At 68.2% G+C, this 17128-nt stretch carries 16 protein-coding genes; 8 read left to right on the forward strand and 8 right to left on the reverse strand.

The window, feature by feature from the left end:
* Nucleotides 1-173 precede the first annotated feature (173 nt).
* The 5 genes from JHD63_RS17415 to JHD63_RS17435 form a co-directional block, all read right to left on the reverse strand.
* Entirely contained in the window at nucleotides 174-965 is a 792-nt protein-coding gene (locus JHD63_RS17415; protein ID WP_198972067.1) for a class II glutamine amidotransferase, read from the reverse strand.
* Nucleotides 966-969: 4 nt separating this feature from the next.
* On the reverse strand, nucleotides 970-2469 hold the full coding sequence (locus tag JHD63_RS17420; protein ID WP_198972068.1) for an MFS transporter: 1500 nt from the start codon (nucleotides 2467-2469) through the stop codon (nucleotides 970-972).
* Nucleotides 2470-2490: 21 nt separating this feature from the next.
* Nucleotides 2491-2682, reverse strand: a complete 192-nt coding sequence (locus JHD63_RS17425) for a 4-oxalocrotonate tautomerase (protein WP_198972069.1) — start codon at nucleotides 2680-2682, stop codon at nucleotides 2491-2493.
* 10 nt (nucleotides 2683-2692) lie between these two features.
* Nucleotides 2693-2938: a cysteine-rich CWC family protein gene (locus JHD63_RS17430; protein WP_198972070.1), complete on the reverse strand. Its 246-nt coding sequence runs from the start codon at nucleotides 2936-2938 to the stop codon at nucleotides 2693-2695.
* A 124-nt stretch (nucleotides 2939-3062) separates the two neighbouring features.
* Entirely contained in the window at nucleotides 3063-3581 is a 519-nt protein-coding gene (locus tag JHD63_RS17435) for a fasciclin domain-containing protein (RefSeq protein ID WP_233168334.1), read from the reverse strand.
* Nucleotides 3582-4097: 516 nt separating this feature from the next.
* On the opposite strand from JHD63_RS17435, the gene JHD63_RS17440 reads away from it, so the two are divergent.
* Nucleotides 4098-4685, forward strand: coding sequence for a DUF6932 family protein (locus JHD63_RS17440; RefSeq protein ID WP_198972071.1), 588 nt, complete (start codon nucleotides 4098-4100; stop codon nucleotides 4683-4685).
* Nucleotides 4669-5649: a hypothetical protein gene (locus JHD63_RS17445; protein ID WP_198972072.1), complete on the forward strand. Its 981-nt coding sequence runs from the start codon at nucleotides 4669-4671 to the stop codon at nucleotides 5647-5649. The genes JHD63_RS17440 and JHD63_RS17445 overlap by 17 nt, the downstream gene beginning before the upstream one ends.
* A gap of 113 nt (nucleotides 5650-5762) precedes the next feature.
* Here JHD63_RS17445 and JHD63_RS17450 read toward each other — a convergent pair whose 3' ends face one another.
* Entirely contained in the window at nucleotides 5763-7952 is a 2190-nt protein-coding gene (locus JHD63_RS17450; RefSeq protein ID WP_198972073.1) for a malate synthase G, read from the reverse strand.
* A gap of 137 nt (nucleotides 7953-8089) precedes the next feature.
* Here JHD63_RS17450 and JHD63_RS17455 point away from each other — a divergent pair, with 137 nt between their 5' ends.
* Both JHD63_RS17455 and JHD63_RS17460 read left to right on the forward strand, forming a co-directional pair.
* The gene (locus tag JHD63_RS17455) at nucleotides 8090-9022 is read left to right on the forward strand and encodes a LysR family transcriptional regulator (RefSeq protein ID WP_198972074.1); all 933 of its coding nucleotides are present in this window, start codon (nucleotides 8090-8092) and stop codon (nucleotides 9020-9022) included.
* Nucleotides 9023-9079: 57 nt separating this feature from the next.
* On the forward strand, nucleotides 9080-9718 hold the full coding sequence (locus JHD63_RS17460; protein WP_198972075.1) for a LuxR C-terminal-related transcriptional regulator: 639 nt from the start codon (nucleotides 9080-9082) through the stop codon (nucleotides 9716-9718).
* A 15-nt stretch (nucleotides 9719-9733) separates the two neighbouring features.
* On the opposite strand, the gene JHD63_RS17465 is transcribed toward JHD63_RS17460, so the two are convergent.
* Nucleotides 9734-12334 carry a hybrid sensor histidine kinase/response regulator gene (locus JHD63_RS17465; RefSeq protein WP_198972082.1) on the reverse strand — a complete coding sequence of 867 codons (2601 nt, stop codon included), beginning with the start codon at nucleotides 12332-12334 and terminating at the stop codon, nucleotides 9734-9736.
* Between the two features lie 274 nt (nucleotides 12335-12608).
* Here JHD63_RS17465 and JHD63_RS17470 point away from each other — a divergent pair, with 274 nt between their 5' ends.
* Nucleotides 12609-13964 carry a dicarboxylate/amino acid:cation symporter gene (locus tag JHD63_RS17470; RefSeq protein ID WP_198972076.1) on the forward strand — a complete coding sequence of 452 codons (1356 nt, stop codon included), beginning with the start codon at nucleotides 12609-12611 and terminating at the stop codon, nucleotides 13962-13964.
* A gap of 76 nt (nucleotides 13965-14040) precedes the next feature.
* On the opposite strand, the gene JHD63_RS17475 is transcribed toward JHD63_RS17470, so the two are convergent.
* Nucleotides 14041-14976: a LysR family transcriptional regulator gene (locus JHD63_RS17475; RefSeq protein WP_198972077.1), complete on the reverse strand. Its 936-nt coding sequence runs from the start codon at nucleotides 14974-14976 to the stop codon at nucleotides 14041-14043.
* A gap of 94 nt (nucleotides 14977-15070) precedes the next feature.
* On the opposite strand from JHD63_RS17475, the gene JHD63_RS17480 reads away from it, so the two are divergent.
* From JHD63_RS17480 to JHD63_RS17490, 3 genes are all read left to right on the forward strand, one after another.
* Nucleotides 15071-16309 carry an alpha-hydroxy acid oxidase gene (locus tag JHD63_RS17480; protein WP_198972078.1) on the forward strand — a complete coding sequence of 413 codons (1239 nt, stop codon included), beginning with the start codon at nucleotides 15071-15073 and terminating at the stop codon, nucleotides 16307-16309.
* 64 nt (nucleotides 16310-16373) lie between these two features.
* Nucleotides 16374-16829 (forward strand): DUF2214 family protein, encoded by a 456-nt coding sequence (locus JHD63_RS17485; RefSeq protein WP_198972079.1) that lies wholly within the window; start codon nucleotides 16374-16376, stop codon nucleotides 16827-16829.
* Between the two features lie 178 nt (nucleotides 16830-17007).
* Nucleotides 17008-17128: transposase family protein (locus JHD63_RS17490; protein ID WP_198972080.1), on the forward strand; the 121-nt coding region annotated here is incomplete at its 3' end.

Consider the following 17128-nt stretch of genomic DNA (forward strand, 5'->3'; position numbering starts at 1 on the left):
CCGAACAGGACAGTGAAACGACTCAGCGCCGATGATAGTGCGGGTTCCCGTGTGAAAGTAGGTCATCGTCAGGCTCTTACAGCCCTCAAAACCCCCTCTGCATCACAGCAGCGGGGGTTTTGTTTTTGCCGGTACAGGTTCTTCGTCGCCTGCCGCGGCATATGGCATTCCGCTCAGCCCGGCGGCAGGCTCAGGGCGCCGACTTCATGCACCGCGCCGTCGACGAACACTTTGAGTTCATGCGCTGCAAAGGGCTGCCATTGCTCGTTGCTGGTCAGGGGCGCGGTCACGATGACTGCGACGCGGTCTTGCGGCGTGGTGTGGGCGGCGAAGTCGATGCTCAAGTCTTCGTCCGCGAGTTCGGCCGACGTGAAGGGGTGGCGGCGCTCGATGTAGTACAGGTGGGTGGACGCGTGCGCCCACAGCGCCTGTCCATTCGACAACAGGAAATTGAAGGTGCCGTGCGCGGCGATCTGTGGCACCAGTTCGCGCAGTGTGCGGGTGAGTTCGTCGATGCTGGGCACGCCCGCGTGCGATTTGGCCAGTTCCTGCATGAGCCAGCAAAAGGCGCGCTCGCTGTCGGTGGAGCCGACGGGACGGAAACCGCCGTGCAGCCGGGGCTGGAAATCCTTCAGGTCGCCGTTGTGGGCGAACACCCAGTAGCGGCCCCACAGTTCGCGCACGAACGGGTGGCAGTTTTCCAGGTTGACGGCGCCCTGCGTGGCCTTGCGGATATGGGCGATGACATGCCGGCTCTTGATCGGGTAACGCCGTATCAGCTCGGCGATGGGGGAGTCGACCGCGCGCTGGTGGTCCACGAAATGGCGCAGGCCCAGGCCTTCGAAGAACGCGATGCCCCAGCCGTCCGCATGGTCGGAGGTGCCGCCGCCGCGCTGCGCAAAGCCGGAGAAGCTGAAGGTGATGTCGGTGGGCGTGTTGCAGTTCATGCCCAGCAGTTGGCACATGGGCTCAGTCCTTCTGCGGCGGTGGCGCCGGCGCGGCCTCCCCGCCTGGTTGGCGGCGCAGTTGCCATGCGGCAGCCAGGGCCAGCAGGCACAGGGCCGCCAGCATCAGGAAGGCCTCGCCGAAGGCGCTCAGGCGCGCCGGGCTGGTGGCCGGATCGCTGAGCACGTCGCCATGCGCGGCCAGCCGCCATTCGAGCACGATGCCGCAGAGGCTCACGCCGGCCGCGCCGCCAAGCATGCGTACGAAGTTGATCACGCTGGCACCCTGGGGCAGCAGCGCCGGCGCCAGCGGCTGGAGGGAGCCCAGGTTGAGCGACGGCAGGATGAAGCCCAGCCCGATGCGCCCGAGGATCGTGAAGGCCACCAGCAGCCAGATCGCGCTGTCCAGGCGCACCAGCACCATGAGCGCGAACGAGGCGGCGAGCAGCGCCAGTCCGATCGATACCAGCATATAGGTGGGGTGGCGGTCGGCCAGCCGGCCGACCACGGCGATGGCCACGGCCAGCACGAAGCCCGCAGGCATCAGGATGGTGCCGACATAGGAGGGCGACAGCTGCAGCCCCAGTTGCATGTAGACCGGCAGCAGGTAGGTCGAACCGAACAGCGCCGTGCCGTAGATGAAGGAGACGATGCTGCCCATGGCGAACTGGCGGTGCGAGAACAGCGCCAGGTTCATCAGCGGCTGCCGGCCCTGCCGGCCCAGGCGACGCTCCCACCAGACGAACGCGAACAGCGCCGCCACCGCGGCGGCCAGCAGCAGGACCGCCTCCAGGGGGCTGTCGCCGCGCAGGGCGACCAGACCGTTGAGCAGGCAGAGCGTGCCGGCGCAGCCCAGCGCGAGGCCGCGCCAGTCGATGCCCTCGCCCCGCCGGTTCGCCGCGATGCCGCCCGGGGCGGTCGTGGGCACGAACTTGGCGCCCAGCCATAGCGACACGAGGCAGAAGGGCACGACCAGGAAGAAGATCGAGCGCCAGCCGAACAAGTCCACCAGCACGCCGCCGATGCTCGGGCCGACGGCCGGGGCCAGCACCACGCCCATGCCGAAGATGCCGCTGGCGCGGCCTTGTTCGTGCGGCGCGAAGGCGCGCAGGATGATGATGGCCGGAATCGGCTGCACCACGCCGGCGGCCAGGCCTTCGGCCACGCGCGCGCCGAGCACCAGCCCGTAGGCACTGGCAAAGCCGCCGACCACGCCGCCGGCCAGCAGCAGCCACATGGCGCCGGCGTAGGTCTTGCGGTAGCCGTAGCGGTTGAGCAGCCAGGGCGTGGCCAGCATGGAGACGGTCATCGCCACCATGAAGCCCGAGGACACCCACTGCGCACGCCCCTGTCCGAGCGCGAAGTGGTGGCTCATGTCGGGAATGGCGACGTTGACGATGGTCGAGGACATGACCGAGGCGATGGTGCCGATCATCAAGGTCATCAGCAGCAGCCAGCGGTAGCGCTCGCCGTAGCGCTCGCGCAGCGAGGGAGCGGCCGGCGGCGGGCTGGCAGTGGCCGACATGGGAGGCGGGAGGCGCGCGGCTTATTCGCGCGGTTCGGACCAGAGCTTGCCGCCGGTGGCCCAGTTGTGGCGCGGCACGTCGGTGATCAGCACGTCCACCGAATCGGGCGAGCCGCCCAGGACTTCGACCGTGACGCGCGTGATTTCGGCCACCAGCTTCTTCTTCTGTTCGACCGTCCGGCCTTCCATCATTTCGATGTGGTACGTGGGCATGCAGTGCTTCCTATGGAGAGTTGAGAGGGACGTCGATCATAGAAGCGCCAGCGGCGCAGCGCGCGCAGAGGCACGCCCGGCCGCGCGCGGCGGCGGGGATGCGCGCCAGCGCCGCCGCGTCGACGGCGGGCAGATGGAAGCACCAGCAGTCCGGGGGCGCCGTGCCCGCCGCGCGGGCCACCTCAGCCGCGCAGAGGCTGGGCGCGCCGCACAGCGGGCAGTGGCGGGCGTCGGCCGGGTCGGGCGGGCAGGGCATGGGGGGCGAGTGTAGCCGCCACGCCCATTTTTTCAAAAAAAAGGGCTGTAGCCCAGGTTCCACCTAGGTTATTTGCTATTAAATATATAGCACCCACGGAATGCGGCACAGCGGATTCGCGGGCTCAGCCTGGCAGCAGCACATGGTCCACCACGTGGATCACGCCGTTGGACTGGAACACGTCGGCCGTGGTGACCCGGGCCCAGCCGCCCTTGGCGTCGGTGATGATGACGTCCGGGCCGCGCATGCTGGCCACCAGCGTGCCGCCGCTGGCGGTGTTGAGCACGGCGCGGCCGCCGCCGGCGCGGATCATCTTCCCGAGCGTCGCCGCGTCCACGCGGCCCGGCACCACGTGGTAGGTCAGCACCTTCACCAGCGTGGGCTTGTTGGCCGGCTGCAGCAGGGTCTCCACCGTGCCGGCGGGCAGCAGCGCGAACGCATCGTTGGTCGGCGCGAACACCGTGAACGGCCCCGGCCCCTTGAGCGTGCCGACCAGCCCGGCGGCCTTGACGGCGGCCACCAGCGTGGTGTGGTCCCGGGAGTTGACCGCGTTGTCGATGATGTCCTTGCTGGGATACATCGGCGCGCCGCCGACCATGACCGGGCCGGGCGTGGAGGACTGCATCGGCATCGAGCCGGCCATGGGCACGGGGGGAGGCGGCGGTGCCATCCCGTTGACGGACGGCCCGTTCATCGTCATGGCGCCGGTGCCGCCGTTGGTGGTCATGGGATTGGAGCGCGCATCGACCGAGGACATGCCGCTACCGGACATGCCGCCGGCACAGGCGGTGAGAAGGGCGGTGACGCCGGCGGCGAGAACAAGCTGCTTCATGGAAAGCTCCTGGTTGGATGGGACGAAAGGCGAACGTCTGTTTGCCTGTTGTCGTTACGCAGCCACCGGGCGCCTGGTTTGTAGGATGAAACCCCGAGAGGAAAGCTGCATCCGGTGCACCGTGAGCTTGTCCTCAATCAATGCCCATTTTTGGGGTAGCCGGGGAGGGCTTCCTGAGGCAGGTGCAGTATCCTCGGCGGCGCGGCGTAGGTGCCACGTGGCACTAGCCTGCCTCAGGGGCGGCGGCAGGCGCCACCCGAAAAGCGTGAAACGATCGCACAATTTTCTGCGCTTCGTACCGTTCAAGTTACAACTTTAAGCCAGTGCATGATTCCTTCGTTTAACCATTCGCATGTGCTGCCGCCATTCTTGGGAAGTGATCCAAGCGTTGCTGCTCAAGTCTCACCCTTTGTGACCTCCATGCGTGAGCTTGTCGAGCGGTTTTGCCACCTGGAAGGGCGCAGAGCTTTGTTGGACGGGTTGTTGAAGTACCGCGCCGAACTTGCAAGGCTCGGGTTCTTGCGCGGTTTCCAATGGATCGACGGAAGCTTTGTCGAAGATGTGGAAGTCTCAGAGAAAAGAGCGCCCAATGACATTGACGTGGTGACGTTCTCATATGCCCCTGCTGGGCTGAGCAGCACGCAGGTGACCCAACTGCTCAAGGAGCATCCGCAGGTGTTTCAGCCGGAGCAGGCGAAGGCTACGTTCAGGTGTGATCCGTCCATCGTGCCCTTGGACAAATCGCCGGAAAATTTGGTCAAGCGGGCGTCGTACTACTTCAATCTTTTTTCGCATCGACGTGGCGACCATGTCTGGAAAGGGCTGTTGCAGATTCCGCTAGAAAGTGATGGTGTCGAGGCACGAGAGTTGCTCGAAAATGCGCAATCAGGAGGTCGCGATGTTGTTACAACTTGAGCAGCAGTACTTGCAGGCCAACTTGGCGCAGGCACGAGCGATGTTGGCCGACGTGCAGCAAGACGATGACCCTATCGGGCAGCATCAGATGGCGCAATTGGTTCGTCAGCTAGAGACGAAGTTATTAGCCATGCCAGGTGAGATTGCACAGGCGCCTGCGGGTGTTGCATTGTTTTTTGGCGGGCGCCCAGTCGTCGGATCCCTCGGTATTCACGCAGACTTTGGTAGCAAGGCCATTGAGCGGTTTCAAACCATTGTGAGCCAGAGGTTTGCGGCTGAAGAGGTCGGACCGTTGGCATCCAAGGGGCGTGTGCCTATGAAGGATGCCACCCATTTGCTGGTGACAGATGTAGTGCGGGGCTCATTCGGCTTTGTTTTGCAGGGTGCACCGCAGGATCAGACGCAAGTGTTGGACACAACCCTCAAGGAGATTGTGGACAAAGTGGCCGACACAATCTCACGTGTGGCGGCGCAGGACGAAGCCCTATTTGATGGCGCTGTGGCTGAAATCGATGAGCGTCAGAAAGGCGCACTCACTGAGTTCTTCAAGTTACTTGATACCGAAGGCGCCACGATGCGCATCGTTGAAGGAGGGCGTGACTTCGAGTTGGATCAAGCGTCCGTTCAGCGTGCTCGCCATCGCGTGGAAAACATGCGGATTACGGACCGCACGCAAGAGCTAGAGGGACAGATTGTGGGGTGGACGGACTACTCGGCTAAATTTGAGCTGAGGCTGCACGAGAGCAGAGAGCTTATTCAAGGCAGCATCGCGCCTCAAACTCTCAATAGATTAGCCGCAGAGGGCGTTGAGCCCTATCACAAACACGTTCGCGTGCACGTGAAGGTGCGCGAAGTTGTGGCACGCAACAGGCAGCCAAAAATCTCCTACACCTTGTTGAGTTTGGTGACCCATCCGGCCCCGGTTGATTGGTCAACGCAGGGCGTTCAGAACATCATTCGCTGAATATCCCCTTCCATTATTGGTCAATGAAAAACGGCGCTGAATGGCGCCGTTTTTTGTGAGAGCGCCCGGTAGCTGGGCATGAGCAGTTGATCGAGTCTGCATCAATCGGCTGTTCAGGTGGCAGCCTTCACCTTCAAGCGCCACGCATGCAGCAGCGGCTCGGTATAGCCGCTGGGCTGCTCGATGCCCTTGAACACCAGGTCCAGCGCGGCCCGGTAGGCGGCGGAGGTGTCGAAGTGGCCGGCCATGGGGCGGTACAGCGGGTCGCCGGCGTTCTGCTGGTCGACCACGGCGGCCATGCGTTCGAAGGTCTCTTTCACCTGCGCCTCGGTCACCACGCCGTGCAGCAGCCAGTTGGCGATGTGCTGGCTGCTGATGCGCAGCGTGGCGCGGTCTTCCATCAGGCCGACGTTGTGGATGTCGGGCACCTTGGAGCAGCCCACGCCCTGGTCGATCCAGCGCACCACGTAGCCGAGGATGCCCTGCGCGTTGTTGTCCAGTTCCTGCTGGCGCTCGGCGGCGCTCCAGTTCACGGCGGGCGCGATCGGCACCTGCAGCAGGCCGGCCAGCAGCGCGTCGCGCTCGGCGGCGGCGTCGATCTTCTCCAGTTCCTGCTGCACCTCGGCCACGTTGACCTGGTGGTAGTGCAGCGCATGCAGCGTGGCGGCGGTGGGCGAGGGCACCCAGGCGGTATTGGCGCCGGCCTTGGGATGGGCGATCTTGGCCTTGAGCATGTCGGCCATCAGGTCGGGCATGGCCCACATGCCCTTGCCGATCTGCGCCTTGCCGCGCAGGCCGCAGGCCAGGCCCACCAGCACGTTGTTCTTCTCGTAGGCGGTGATCCAGGGCGTGGTCTTCATGTCGCCCTTGCGCAGCATGGCGCCGCCCTGCATGGCGCTGTGCATCTCGTCGCCGGTGCGGTCGAGGAAGCCGGTGTTGATGAAGGCCACGCGCGCGGCGGCCTCGGCGATGCAGGCCTGCAGGTTGACGCTGGTGCGGCGCTCCTCGTCCATGATGCCCAGCTTCACGGTGTTGGCGGGCAGGCCCAGCAGTTGCTCGACGCGGCCGAACAGCTCGCTGGCGAAGGCGACCTCGGCCGGGCCGTGCATCTTGGGCTTGACGATGTAGACGCTGCCGGTGCGCGAGTTGACGATGTCTTCCTTGCCGCGGCGCTTCAAGTCGTGCAGCGCGATGGTGGTGGTGACCACGGCGTCGAGGATGCCCTCGGGGATCTCCTTGCCGCCGTCCCACAGGATGGCCGGGTTGGTCATCAGGTGGCCGACATTGCGCAGGAACATCAGCGAGCGGCCATGCAGGCGCAGCGGCTGGCCGTTGGCGCCGGTGTAGACCCGGTCCGGGTTCAGGCGGCGGGTGAAGGTCTTGCCGCCCTTGCTCAACTCTTCAGTCAGCGTGCCCTGCAGGATGCCCAGCCAGTTGGAATAGGCGGTGACCTTGTCCTCGGCATCGACCACGGCCACCGAGTCTTCCAGGTCCAGGATGGTGGACAGCGCGGCCTCGACCACCACGTCCGACACGCCGGCCGCATCGCTCTTGCCGATGGCCGTGCCGCGGTCGATCCGGATGTCGATGTGCAGGCCGTTGTGCACCAGCAGCACGGCCGAGGGCGCGGCCGCATCGCCCTGGTGGCCGACGAACTGCGCCGGCGTCTTCAGGCCGGTCTTGCCGCTCTTGAGCGTGACCACCAGTTGGCCGCCTTCCACCGCGTAGCCGGTGGCATCGGCGTGCGAGCCGCCGGCCAGCGGCGCGGCCTCGTCCAGGAACCGGCGCGCGAAGGTGATCACCTTGGCGCCGCGCACCGGGTTGTAGCCCTTGCCCTTGTCGGCGCCATCGGTCTCGGGGATCGCATCCGTGCCGTAGAGCGCGTCGTACAGCGAACCCCAGCGCGCGTTGGCAGCGTTGAGGGCGTAGCGCGCGTTCAGGATCGGCACCACCAGCTGCGGTCCGGCCTGTAGCGCCAGCTCGGCATCGACATTGGTGGTGGTGGCCTTCACGCCGGCGGGCTGCGGCTGCAGGTAGCCGATCTGCTCCAGGAAGGCGCGGTAGGCCGGCAGGTCTTGGATGGGGCCCGGGTGGGCCTTGTGCCAGCCGTCCAGCGCGGTCTGCAGCCGGTCGCGCTCGGCCAGCAGCGCGGCGTTCTTCGGCGCCAGCTCATGGACGATGGCGTCGAAGCCCTTCCAGAAGACCTCGCTGGCCACGCCGGTGCCGGGCAGCACCTGCTCTTCGATGAAGCGGTGGAGGACGGTGGCGACCTGAAGGCCGTGAACGGTGGTGCGTGCGGTCATGGTGAGGCGTCTCGGATGAATGTGGGAGGGTGTGGCAACTGTATTGCATCTCACCGTCAGTATTAAGCGCCCCGCTGTGGATTTATTCATGACTTTTTGGGCTGCAATTGAGCGTCGGGACGCGATAATCGCCGTCCATGGACAAGCTCAAGGCGCTGGAAACCTTCGTCTCGGTCGCCAGCCGCGGCACGCTCACGGCCGCCGCGCAGGCCGAGGGCGTGGCGCCGGCCATCATCGGCCGCCGCATCGACGCGCTGGAGGCGCAGCTGGGCGTCAAACTGCTGGTGCGCACCACGCGCCGCATCACGCTCACGCACGAGGGCAGCGCCTTCCTGGAGGACTCCCAGCGCGTGCTGGCCGATCTGGCCAATGCCGAGGCGGCGGTCAGCGCCGGCGGCCTCAAGGCGCATGGCCACCTGCGCATCACCGCGCCGGCGGGCTTTGGCCGGCGCCACGTAGCGCCGCTGGTGCCGCTTTTCCGGGATGTCCATCCCGAGGTGACGATCTCCCTGAATCTGAGCGACCGCGTGGTGGACCTGGCGGGCGAGGGTTTCGACTGCGCCGTGCGGGTTGGCGACCTGCCCGACTCGGCGCTGGTCAGCGCGCGCATCGCGGACAACCGGCGGCTGTGCGTGGCCACGCCGGACTATCTGGCGCGCCGTGGCACGCCGCGCCACCCGTCGGAACTGGCGCAGCACGACTGCCTCATCCTGTCGAGCGACGCCTCGCAGACGCGCGGCTGGGCCTTCCGCCTGCCGGCCGAAGGCGGCGCGGGCGAGGTGGTGCACGTCAAGCCCGCCGGCCCGCTCGACTGCTCGGACGGGCAGGTGCTGCACGACTGGTGCCTCGGGGGCCGTGGCATTGCCTGGCGCAGCACCTGGGAGGTGGAGGCCGAGATTGCCGCGGGCCGCCTGGTGGCGGTGCTGGAGGATTTCGCCGCACCGCCCAACGGCATCTACGTGGTGTTTCCGCAGCGCAAGCACCTGCCCCTGCGCGTGCGGCTGTGGATCGACTGGCTGCGCCAGCACTATGCGCAGCCCGAATTCTGGCGCCGGGACCGCGCTGCCTGATAGCCCGGGCCGTCGCATGGCGCAGTGCGCCAGGGCCCTCGTGGCAGACTGCGGGCCATGTCCGTGCCCACGCTGCTGATTGCCGATGACCACCCGCTGTTCCGGGCGGCCGTGCTGCACGTGCTGCACGAGCGCCTGCCGCAGTTCCGCACGCTGGAGGCGGCCAGCGCGGCCACCTTGGGCGCGGCGTTGCAGGAGCACCCCGAGGTGGAGCTGGTGCTGCTGGACCTGAGCATGCCGGGCACGCGGGGCTTTTCCGCCCTGCTGCATGTGCGGGGCGAATACCCGCAGCTGCCGGTGGTGGTGATCTCGTCCAATGACCATCCGCGCGTGATCCGCCGCGCCCAGCAGTTCGGGGCGGCCGGCTTCATCCCGAAGTCGGCGCCGGCCGAGGCCATGGGCGAAGCCATCGCCGCCGTGCTGGACGGCGGCGGCTGGTTCCCCCCGATGGCGGCCGAGCGGTCCGAAGCCGATGCCGAGCTGGCGGCCCGCCTGGCGCAACTGACGCCGCAGCAGTTCCGCGTGCTGCTGTGCCTGGCCGATGGCCTGTTGAACAAGCAGATCGCCCACGAGCTGAATCTGGCCGAGAACACCGTCAAGGTGCATGTCACGGCCATCCTCAAGAAGCTGGAGTGCTACAGCCGCACCCAGGCGGCGGTCCTGGTCAGGAGCCTGGAGCCCGAGAGCGGGCCCTGACTGCCTTCGTGGCGCTCAGTGCCGCGCGCTTTCGCGCAGGCGCAGCAGGGTCTGGCTCATCAGCGCCCGCAGTGCCGGGGGGCGCACGGGCTTGGCCAGGAAGGCCCAGCCCTGTTCCGCCGCATGGCGGCGCAGCGTGGCATCGCGTTCCGCCGTGACCAGGATCACCGCCGGGGCCTTGCCCCAGCGCCGGCACAGTTCGGCGTAGACATCGGGGCCGTGGTGGCTGCCCAGGCGCACGTCCAGCAGCACGAGCTGGGGCGCCTGCCCGGGCTGCGCCTGTGCCAGGGCCTCCGGGGCGCCTCCGGCGAACGGCACCTGGCAGCCCCAGCGTTGCAGCAGGGCCTGGGTGGCGGCGCAGGTCTGGCCGTCGTCCTCGATCACCCAGGCGTTGCCGCCATGCAGCGGCGCGTCGTCCGCCTGCTCGCTCGCATGGGGCGGCGGGCCGATCTGCGGCACGGCGGCCGGATCGCCCAGCGGCACGCGCACCCAGAACACGCTGCCGCGGCCCAGTTGGGATCGCACGCCGATCTCGTGGCCCAGCAGCCGGCCCAGGCGCTCGACGATGGCAAGCCCCAGGCCGGCGCCGCGGTCGCCGTCGCGCCCTTCGTCGAGCCGGCGGAACTCCTCGAAGATCTCGCGCTGCAGCGCTTGCGGGATGCCCGGGCCCTGGTCGTGCACCTCGATGCGCACGTGGTCGCCGTCACGCCGGCAGCCGATGACGATGCGTCCCCGGTGGCTGTAGCGGATGGCGTTGGACAGGAAGTTCTGCAGGATGCGCCGCAGCAGGGTCTCGTCCGTGCGCACCGCGCAGCGCGTGTCCACGCACGACAGCTGCAGGCCGCGGCTCTCCGCCAGGATGCCGAAGTTGTGCCGCAGCACCTGCAGCATGGGTCCCAGCGCCACGGCGCGCATATGCACTTCCATCTGGCCCGACTCCATGCGGGCGATGTCCAGCAGGCTGTTGAGGATGGCGTCCTGCGCCGCCAGGGCGCCGTCGATGCTGTCCACCGCATGCCGGTCGGCATCGGCGCGCAGGTGGCTGCGCAGCAGCGAGGTGAACATGCGCGCCGCGTTCAGCGGCTGCAGCAGGTCGTGCACGGCGGCGGCGATGAAGCGGGTTTTATAGCGATTGGCCTGCTCGGCCTCCCGCTTGGCCTGCGCCAGATCGCGCGTGCGGTCGGCCACGCGCCGCTCCAGCGCGTCAGCGAGCGAGCGCAGTTCGCGCGCGGTGTTCTTGTAGCTGGTGATGTCGGCGTAGCTGGTGACGAAGCCGCCATCGGGCAGCGGGTTGCCGCGAATCTCCAGCACCGTGCCGTCGTCCTTGGCGCTCTCGTGCAGATGGGGCGTGCCCTTGCGCAGATGCTCCAGGCGCCGGCCGACTGCCTCGTCCGCGGGCCGCGGGCCCAGCAGGCCCCGGCGGGCGTTGTGGCGCAACAGGGCCTCGATGGGTTGGCCCACGCGCATCAGGTAGGCCGGGTAGCGGAACAGCTGCACATAGCGCGAGTTCCAGGCCACCAGCTTCAGCTCGGCATCGACGATGACCACCCCCTGGGGCAGGTGCTCGAGGCTGCGGGAGAGGCCGGTGTCGGCCTGCTTGGCGGCCTGCACGATGCCGTCCTGCGCGGTGCGCAGCTCCTGGGCGTGCTGCTGCAGCACGCTTTCCAGTTCCAGGCGGCTGCGCTGGCGCAGCGCCGCCAGGCGTTGGCGCTGCCGTGCGAACAGCACGAGCAGGCCCAGCGCGAGCCAGCCGCCGGCGCCGGCCGCGGCGGCCAAGCGGCTGTCGGCGAGGCTGCCGAGAGTCTCGTGCACAAGGTGCAGCTTCCACGGGGTGCCGGGTAGCGGCTGCGTATGCCAGAGCACGCGGCCCGGCAAGGGCGGCGCCTGCATGCGCGCCAGCGTGCCGCCGTTGTCCATGCGGTCTTCCACGCGGAAATCCAGCGGCCGCAAGGGCTGGTCGGCGTACTGGCGCGTGGCGTTCAGCTCCCGGCGTTCCTCGTCGTCCAGCGGCTGCAGCAGCCGGTAGCGCCAGGCATCCTGGCTCGCCAGGAAGACGACGCCGTGCTCGTCCGAGGTGAGGACGATGTCCGGCGTCTGCAGCCATTCGCGCTCGAGTTCCTGCAGCGCGATCTTGATGACCACCACGCCCTGCGTGCGGCCGCTGTCGTCGCGGATGGCCTGGGACAGGAAGTAGCCCGGCTCGCCCGTGGTCACGCCGATGCCGTAGAAGCTGCCGCTGCCATGGGCCAGCGCCTGCTGGACGTAGGGGCGGAAGCTGTAGTCGACCCCCACGTTGCTGTTGGCGGCGCGCCAGTTGCTCGCGGCCAGGGCCTGGCCATGGCGGTCGATCAGCGTCAGGGTGGAGGACTGGCTCGCCCCGTTGGCCTGCTCCAGCTTGCGGTTGAGGCGGGCGATTTCCTCGAGCCGCAGGGGGTGGCCCAAGGCGTCGCGCAACTGGTCGTCCAGGGCCAGCACCTCGGGCAGCGTGCGGTAGCGGTCGATGCGCTGTCTCAGGGTCTGGCCGTACAGCGTCAGCTGGCGCCGCACGTTGTCGCTCTCCTCGCTCAGCGAGCGATGCCAGGCCAGCTGGCCGGCCAGGAACATGCTGCCGGCCATGCCCCCCAGGAGCACGAGCAGCGTCCAGGCAAGGCGGTGGCGGGGCGTGAAGAGGGGCACGGCATCGATTGTCCCCGAGCGCCGCAACGGGCACTTCCAAGCCAGCCTGCCCCAAGTCGGGGCTAGGTACTTTCCCTAGGTTGGTGCTCCCGCCCCTCAGGGACGGCCGGCAGCCTAATACCAATGGGTTATCGGCTTCCAATGCCTGCGACGGTACAACCGGCTCCCTCGATGCACCCAGGTGGTGTGGTCCTCAGATACCGGAGCCAGTCCCATGCACGCCATTCCAACGGCAGACAGCCATCACGCGCGCCTGCCCCTGCCGTTTTACCGCCAGCTGTACTTCCAGGTGGTCGTCGCCATCATCCTGGGCGTCCTGCTGGGCCATTTCGAGCCCGCCTATGGCGAGGCGCTGAAGCCGCTGGGCGACGGCTTCATCAAGCTCGTGAAGATGATCATCGCCCCGGTGATCTTCCTGACCATCGTCACCGGCATCGCCGGCATGACGCAGTTGAGCAGCGTCGGCCGGGTTTTCGGCAAGGCCATGGCCTACTTCCTGTGCTTCTCCACGCTGGCCCTGGTGGTCGGCTTGATGGTGGCCAACGTGGTTCAGCCGGGCGCCGGCATGAACATAAACCCGGCCGACCTGGACCAGACCGCCGTGAAGTCCTACGTGGCCAAGTCCCATGAAATGACGCTGACGGGCTTCGTCATGGACATCATTCCCAAGACGCTGGTCAGCCCCTTCGTGGGCGACAACATCCTGCAGGTGCTGCTGGTGGCGGTGCTCTTCGGCGTTTCGCTGGCGCTGGCGGGCAAGGCCGGCAAGCCGGTGCTCAACTTGCTGGAAGCTCTGACGGCGCCCGTGTTCAAGCTGGTGCATATCGTCATGAAGGCCGCTCCCATCGGTGCCTTCGGCGCCATCGCCTTCACCATCGGCAAGTTCGGCCTGGGCTCGCTGGTGAACCTGGCCTGGCTGGTGGGTTCGTTCTACGTCACCTCGTTGCTGTTCGTGGTGGTGGTGCTGGGCCTCGTGGCGCGCCTGTGCGGCTTCTCCGTGCTCAAGCTGTGCCGCTACCTCAAGGCCGAGCTGCTGCTGGTGCTGGGCACGTCGTCGTCCGAATCGGCGCTGCCGTCGCTGATGGAAAAGATGGAGAAGGCCGGCTGCAGCAAGTCGGTGGTGGGGCTGGTGGTGCCCACGGGCTACTCGTTCAACCTGGACGGCACCAACATCTACATGACGCTGGCGGCCCTCTTCATCGCCCAGGCCACCAACACCGAGCTGACCCTGGGCCACCAGATCGCGCTGCTGCTGGTGGCGATGCTCAGCTCCAAGGGCGCGGCCGGCGTGACCGGTGCCGGCTTCATCACCCTGGCCGCCACCCTGGCCGTGGTGCCCGAGGTGCCCGTGGCCGGCATGGCCCTGATCCTGGGCGTGGACCGCTTCATGAGCGAATGCCGCTCGCTGACCAACTTCATCGGCAATGCCGTCGCGACCGTGGTGGTGTCCCGCTGGGAAAACGCCCTGGACCGCAGCCGCCTGGATGCGGCCCTGAACGGCCGGCCGCTGCCGGCCCCCGCGGCCAGCGACGCGCCCGCGGCGGTAATTACGGCTGGCCCGGCGGCCTGATCCTTCCCGCTGTCTGCCGCCATGGCGGTATTTCTGGTCTCCTTGCTGCCCCAATCTTCGGGGCACATCGCCTTGTTCAGTTTTGCGCAACCGCCTCCTGGCTCGAAAGACCTTGAAAGGGAGGGGCCTTGATGGTCCTGGCCACCTGCCGGGCCGCGCCCACCAACGCCTGCTCCACCGCATCGATGCGCCGGCTGCCGGCATCGGCGGCACGCCGCACCATCACCATCTGCCGCACCGGTGCATCGCGGCCCAGGCCGATCTCGCGCACGGCATAGGTGGCGAGCAGTTCCGGCCGCAGTTGCGGCAGCACCGAGACGCCCAGTCCTGCGGCCACCATCGCCACGATGGCATCCACGCTCGGCACGTCCACCAGCGCGGCGCGCTGCGGCACCCGCGCATCCACATAGCGCGCCGCCAGGCGGCCTGCCACCAGCGCCCGGTCCAGCCGGATCCAGGGCTGCGTGCGCAGCAGCGCGTCGACGCGCTGGCCCGGCAGGCCGGCCGGTACCACCAGCACGAACGACTCGTCCAGCAGCGGCGTCCAGCGCATGCGGCTGGAGCCGCCCGAGGGCGGGCGGATCAGCACCGCCGCATCGAGCCGGCCGGCACGCACGTCGTGCAGCAGCGAAGGGGTCATGCCGCGCTGGATCTGCAGCTGCACCTGCGGCGCGCCTTGCTGCAGGTCGGCGAAGGCCGGCGGCAGCAGCGTGGTCAGCGCCGATTCGGTCACGCCCAGGCGTACCGTGCCGGCCGGCGCCTGCTCGCTCGTCTCGCGCAGCGCCTCGATCTCGGACAGCGCCCGGCCCACCGTGCGCGACAGCTCGCGCGCAAAGGCCGTGGGCCGCACCTGCCGGCCCGAGCGGTCGAACAGCGGCCGGCCGAAGTAGCCCTCGAGCTGCTTCATCTGCAGGCTGACCGCGCTCGGCGTGATGTGCACCTGCTCGGCCGCGGCGGCGAAGCTGCCGTACTCGAGCACCGCGGCCAGGGTGGCCAGGGACTGCAGTTTCATGAGAAATCCTCGTGTGTGGGACGACGAATCATCGCCCATGCGCCGCAGCCCAGGCCCTAGCATCGACAGCGTTGCCTCTCCAAGCGCCCGCACCATGCAGACACCGATCAGCCTCGACACCCTTGCCACGCCCTGCACCACCGCGCCCCCGGTGCGCGGCGCCGCCCCGCTGCCGCGCCGCCTGCGCGGCATGCTGTCGCTCGACGACTTCGAGGACGCCGCGCGCCGATTGCTGCCGCGCTCGGTCTTCGCCTACGTCTCGGGCGGCTGCGAGACCAACCGCGCGCTGCATGCCAACCGCAGCGCGTTCACGCAGTACGACTGGGTGCCGCGCGTGCTGGCCGACACCTCGCGCCGCAGCCTGGCCACCGCGCTGCTGGGGCGCGAGTACGCGGCGCCGTTCGGCATCGCGCCGATGGGCATCAGCGCGCTGTCGGCCTACCGCGGCGACCTGGTGCAGGCGCGCGCGGCGGCCGCCGCCAACATTCCGATGCTCATGAGCGGCTCCTCGCTGATCCGCATGGAAGAGGTGGCTGCGGCCAACCCCGACGCCTGGTTCCAGGCCTATGTGCCGGGCGAGCCCGAGCGCATCGAGGCGCTGCTCGAGCGCGTCGCGCGCGCGGGCTTTCGCACGCTGGTGGTGACGGTGGACCTGCCGGTCTCGGGCAACCGCGAGAACAATCTGCGCGCGGGCTTTTCCTCGCCGCTGCGGCCGAGCCTGCGCCTGGCCTGGGACGGCATCACGCACCCGCGCTGGCTCTGGGGTACGGCGCTGCGCACGCTGCTGCGCCACGGCATGCCGCACTTCGAGAACTCGCAGGCCACGCGCGGCGCGCCCATGCTGTCGTCGCAGGCGCTGCGCGACTTCGGCGCGCGCGATCACCTGGACTGGTCGCACCTGGCGTTGATGCGCCGCCGCTGGAAGGGCGCGCTGGTGCTCAAGGGCGTGCTGCACCCCGAGGATGCGCGCAAGGCGCGGGACCACGGCGCCGACGGCGTCATCCTGTCCAACCACGGCGGGCGGCAGCTCGACGGCGCGGCGCCCGCCCTGCGCATGCTGCCGGACGTGGTGGCGGCGCTGGGGCCGGACTACCCGGTCATGATCGACGGTGGTTTCCGCCGTGGCAGCGACGTGCTGATGGCGCTGGCGCTGGGCGCGAAGTTCGTCTTCGTCGGCCGCCCGTTCAACTACGCCGGCGCCGTCGCGGGCGAGGCCGGCGTGCGGCACGCCATCGGCATCCTGGCGGCGGAAATCCGGCGCAACATGGCCCTGCTCGGCGTGCAGCGGCCGGCCGAGGTGACGCGGGAGCATCTGCGGGAGGCCACGGGCTGACGCGGCTCTTGCACAATGCGCGCAACCGCGCCGTTCCGAGCGTGCAAGCCTGCGAAAGCCGACCATGGTCCTCGAATCCGTACTTGCCTACCTGCACCTGCTTGCCATCTTCACGATGGTGGTCTTCATCGCCAGCGAGGCCGCGCTGTGCCGCGCCGAGTGGCTCAATGCCAAGGTGGTGGCGCGCCTGGCCCGGGTCCACTTGATCTACGGCATCGCGGCGCTGCTGGTGCTGGCCACCGGCCTGGCGCGCATCGTCTGGGGGGTGCGGGGGCCGGTGTTCTACGGCACCAACTGGCTGCTGCATGCCAAGGTGGGGATGTTCGTGGTGGTCGCGCTGATCTCGATCAAGCCCACGCTCACCTTCCGCCGCTGGGCCAGGGCGCAGAGGGCCGGCGGCGCCCTGCCCGACCAGAGCGAGGTCAAGGCCACGCGGCGGCTGGTGATGGCGCAGGCGCACCTGATCGCGCTGATCCCGCTGGCGGCGGTGTTCCTGGCGCGCGGCTTCGGCGGCAAATGAGCACAAAAGGCAACGCTGAACAGGCCCCTCGCGTGTCGCGCATTCCTTCCGTGGGCGGTCTGCGGCGTTGCAAATCCTCGCCATAAAACAAACCCCGCGCGGCATGCCGGGCCAGGGCAATCGCATCTAAATCCAAGCGAAACTAAAGCGCTGAAACAACCCTCCTAGCGCTGCCCCGATGAACCTACTGCACCACCTGCAGAGCATCTCCGACCCCCGAAGCCACCGCACGCGTCGCCACGACCTGCAGGCCATCCTGGCCGTAGCGCTGTGCGCCACCCTCGCCGGGGCAGACAACT

The organism is Xylophilus sp. ASV27, assembly GCF_016428875.1.
GTDB lineage: Bacteria > Pseudomonadota > Gammaproteobacteria > Burkholderiales > Burkholderiaceae_C > Xylophilus.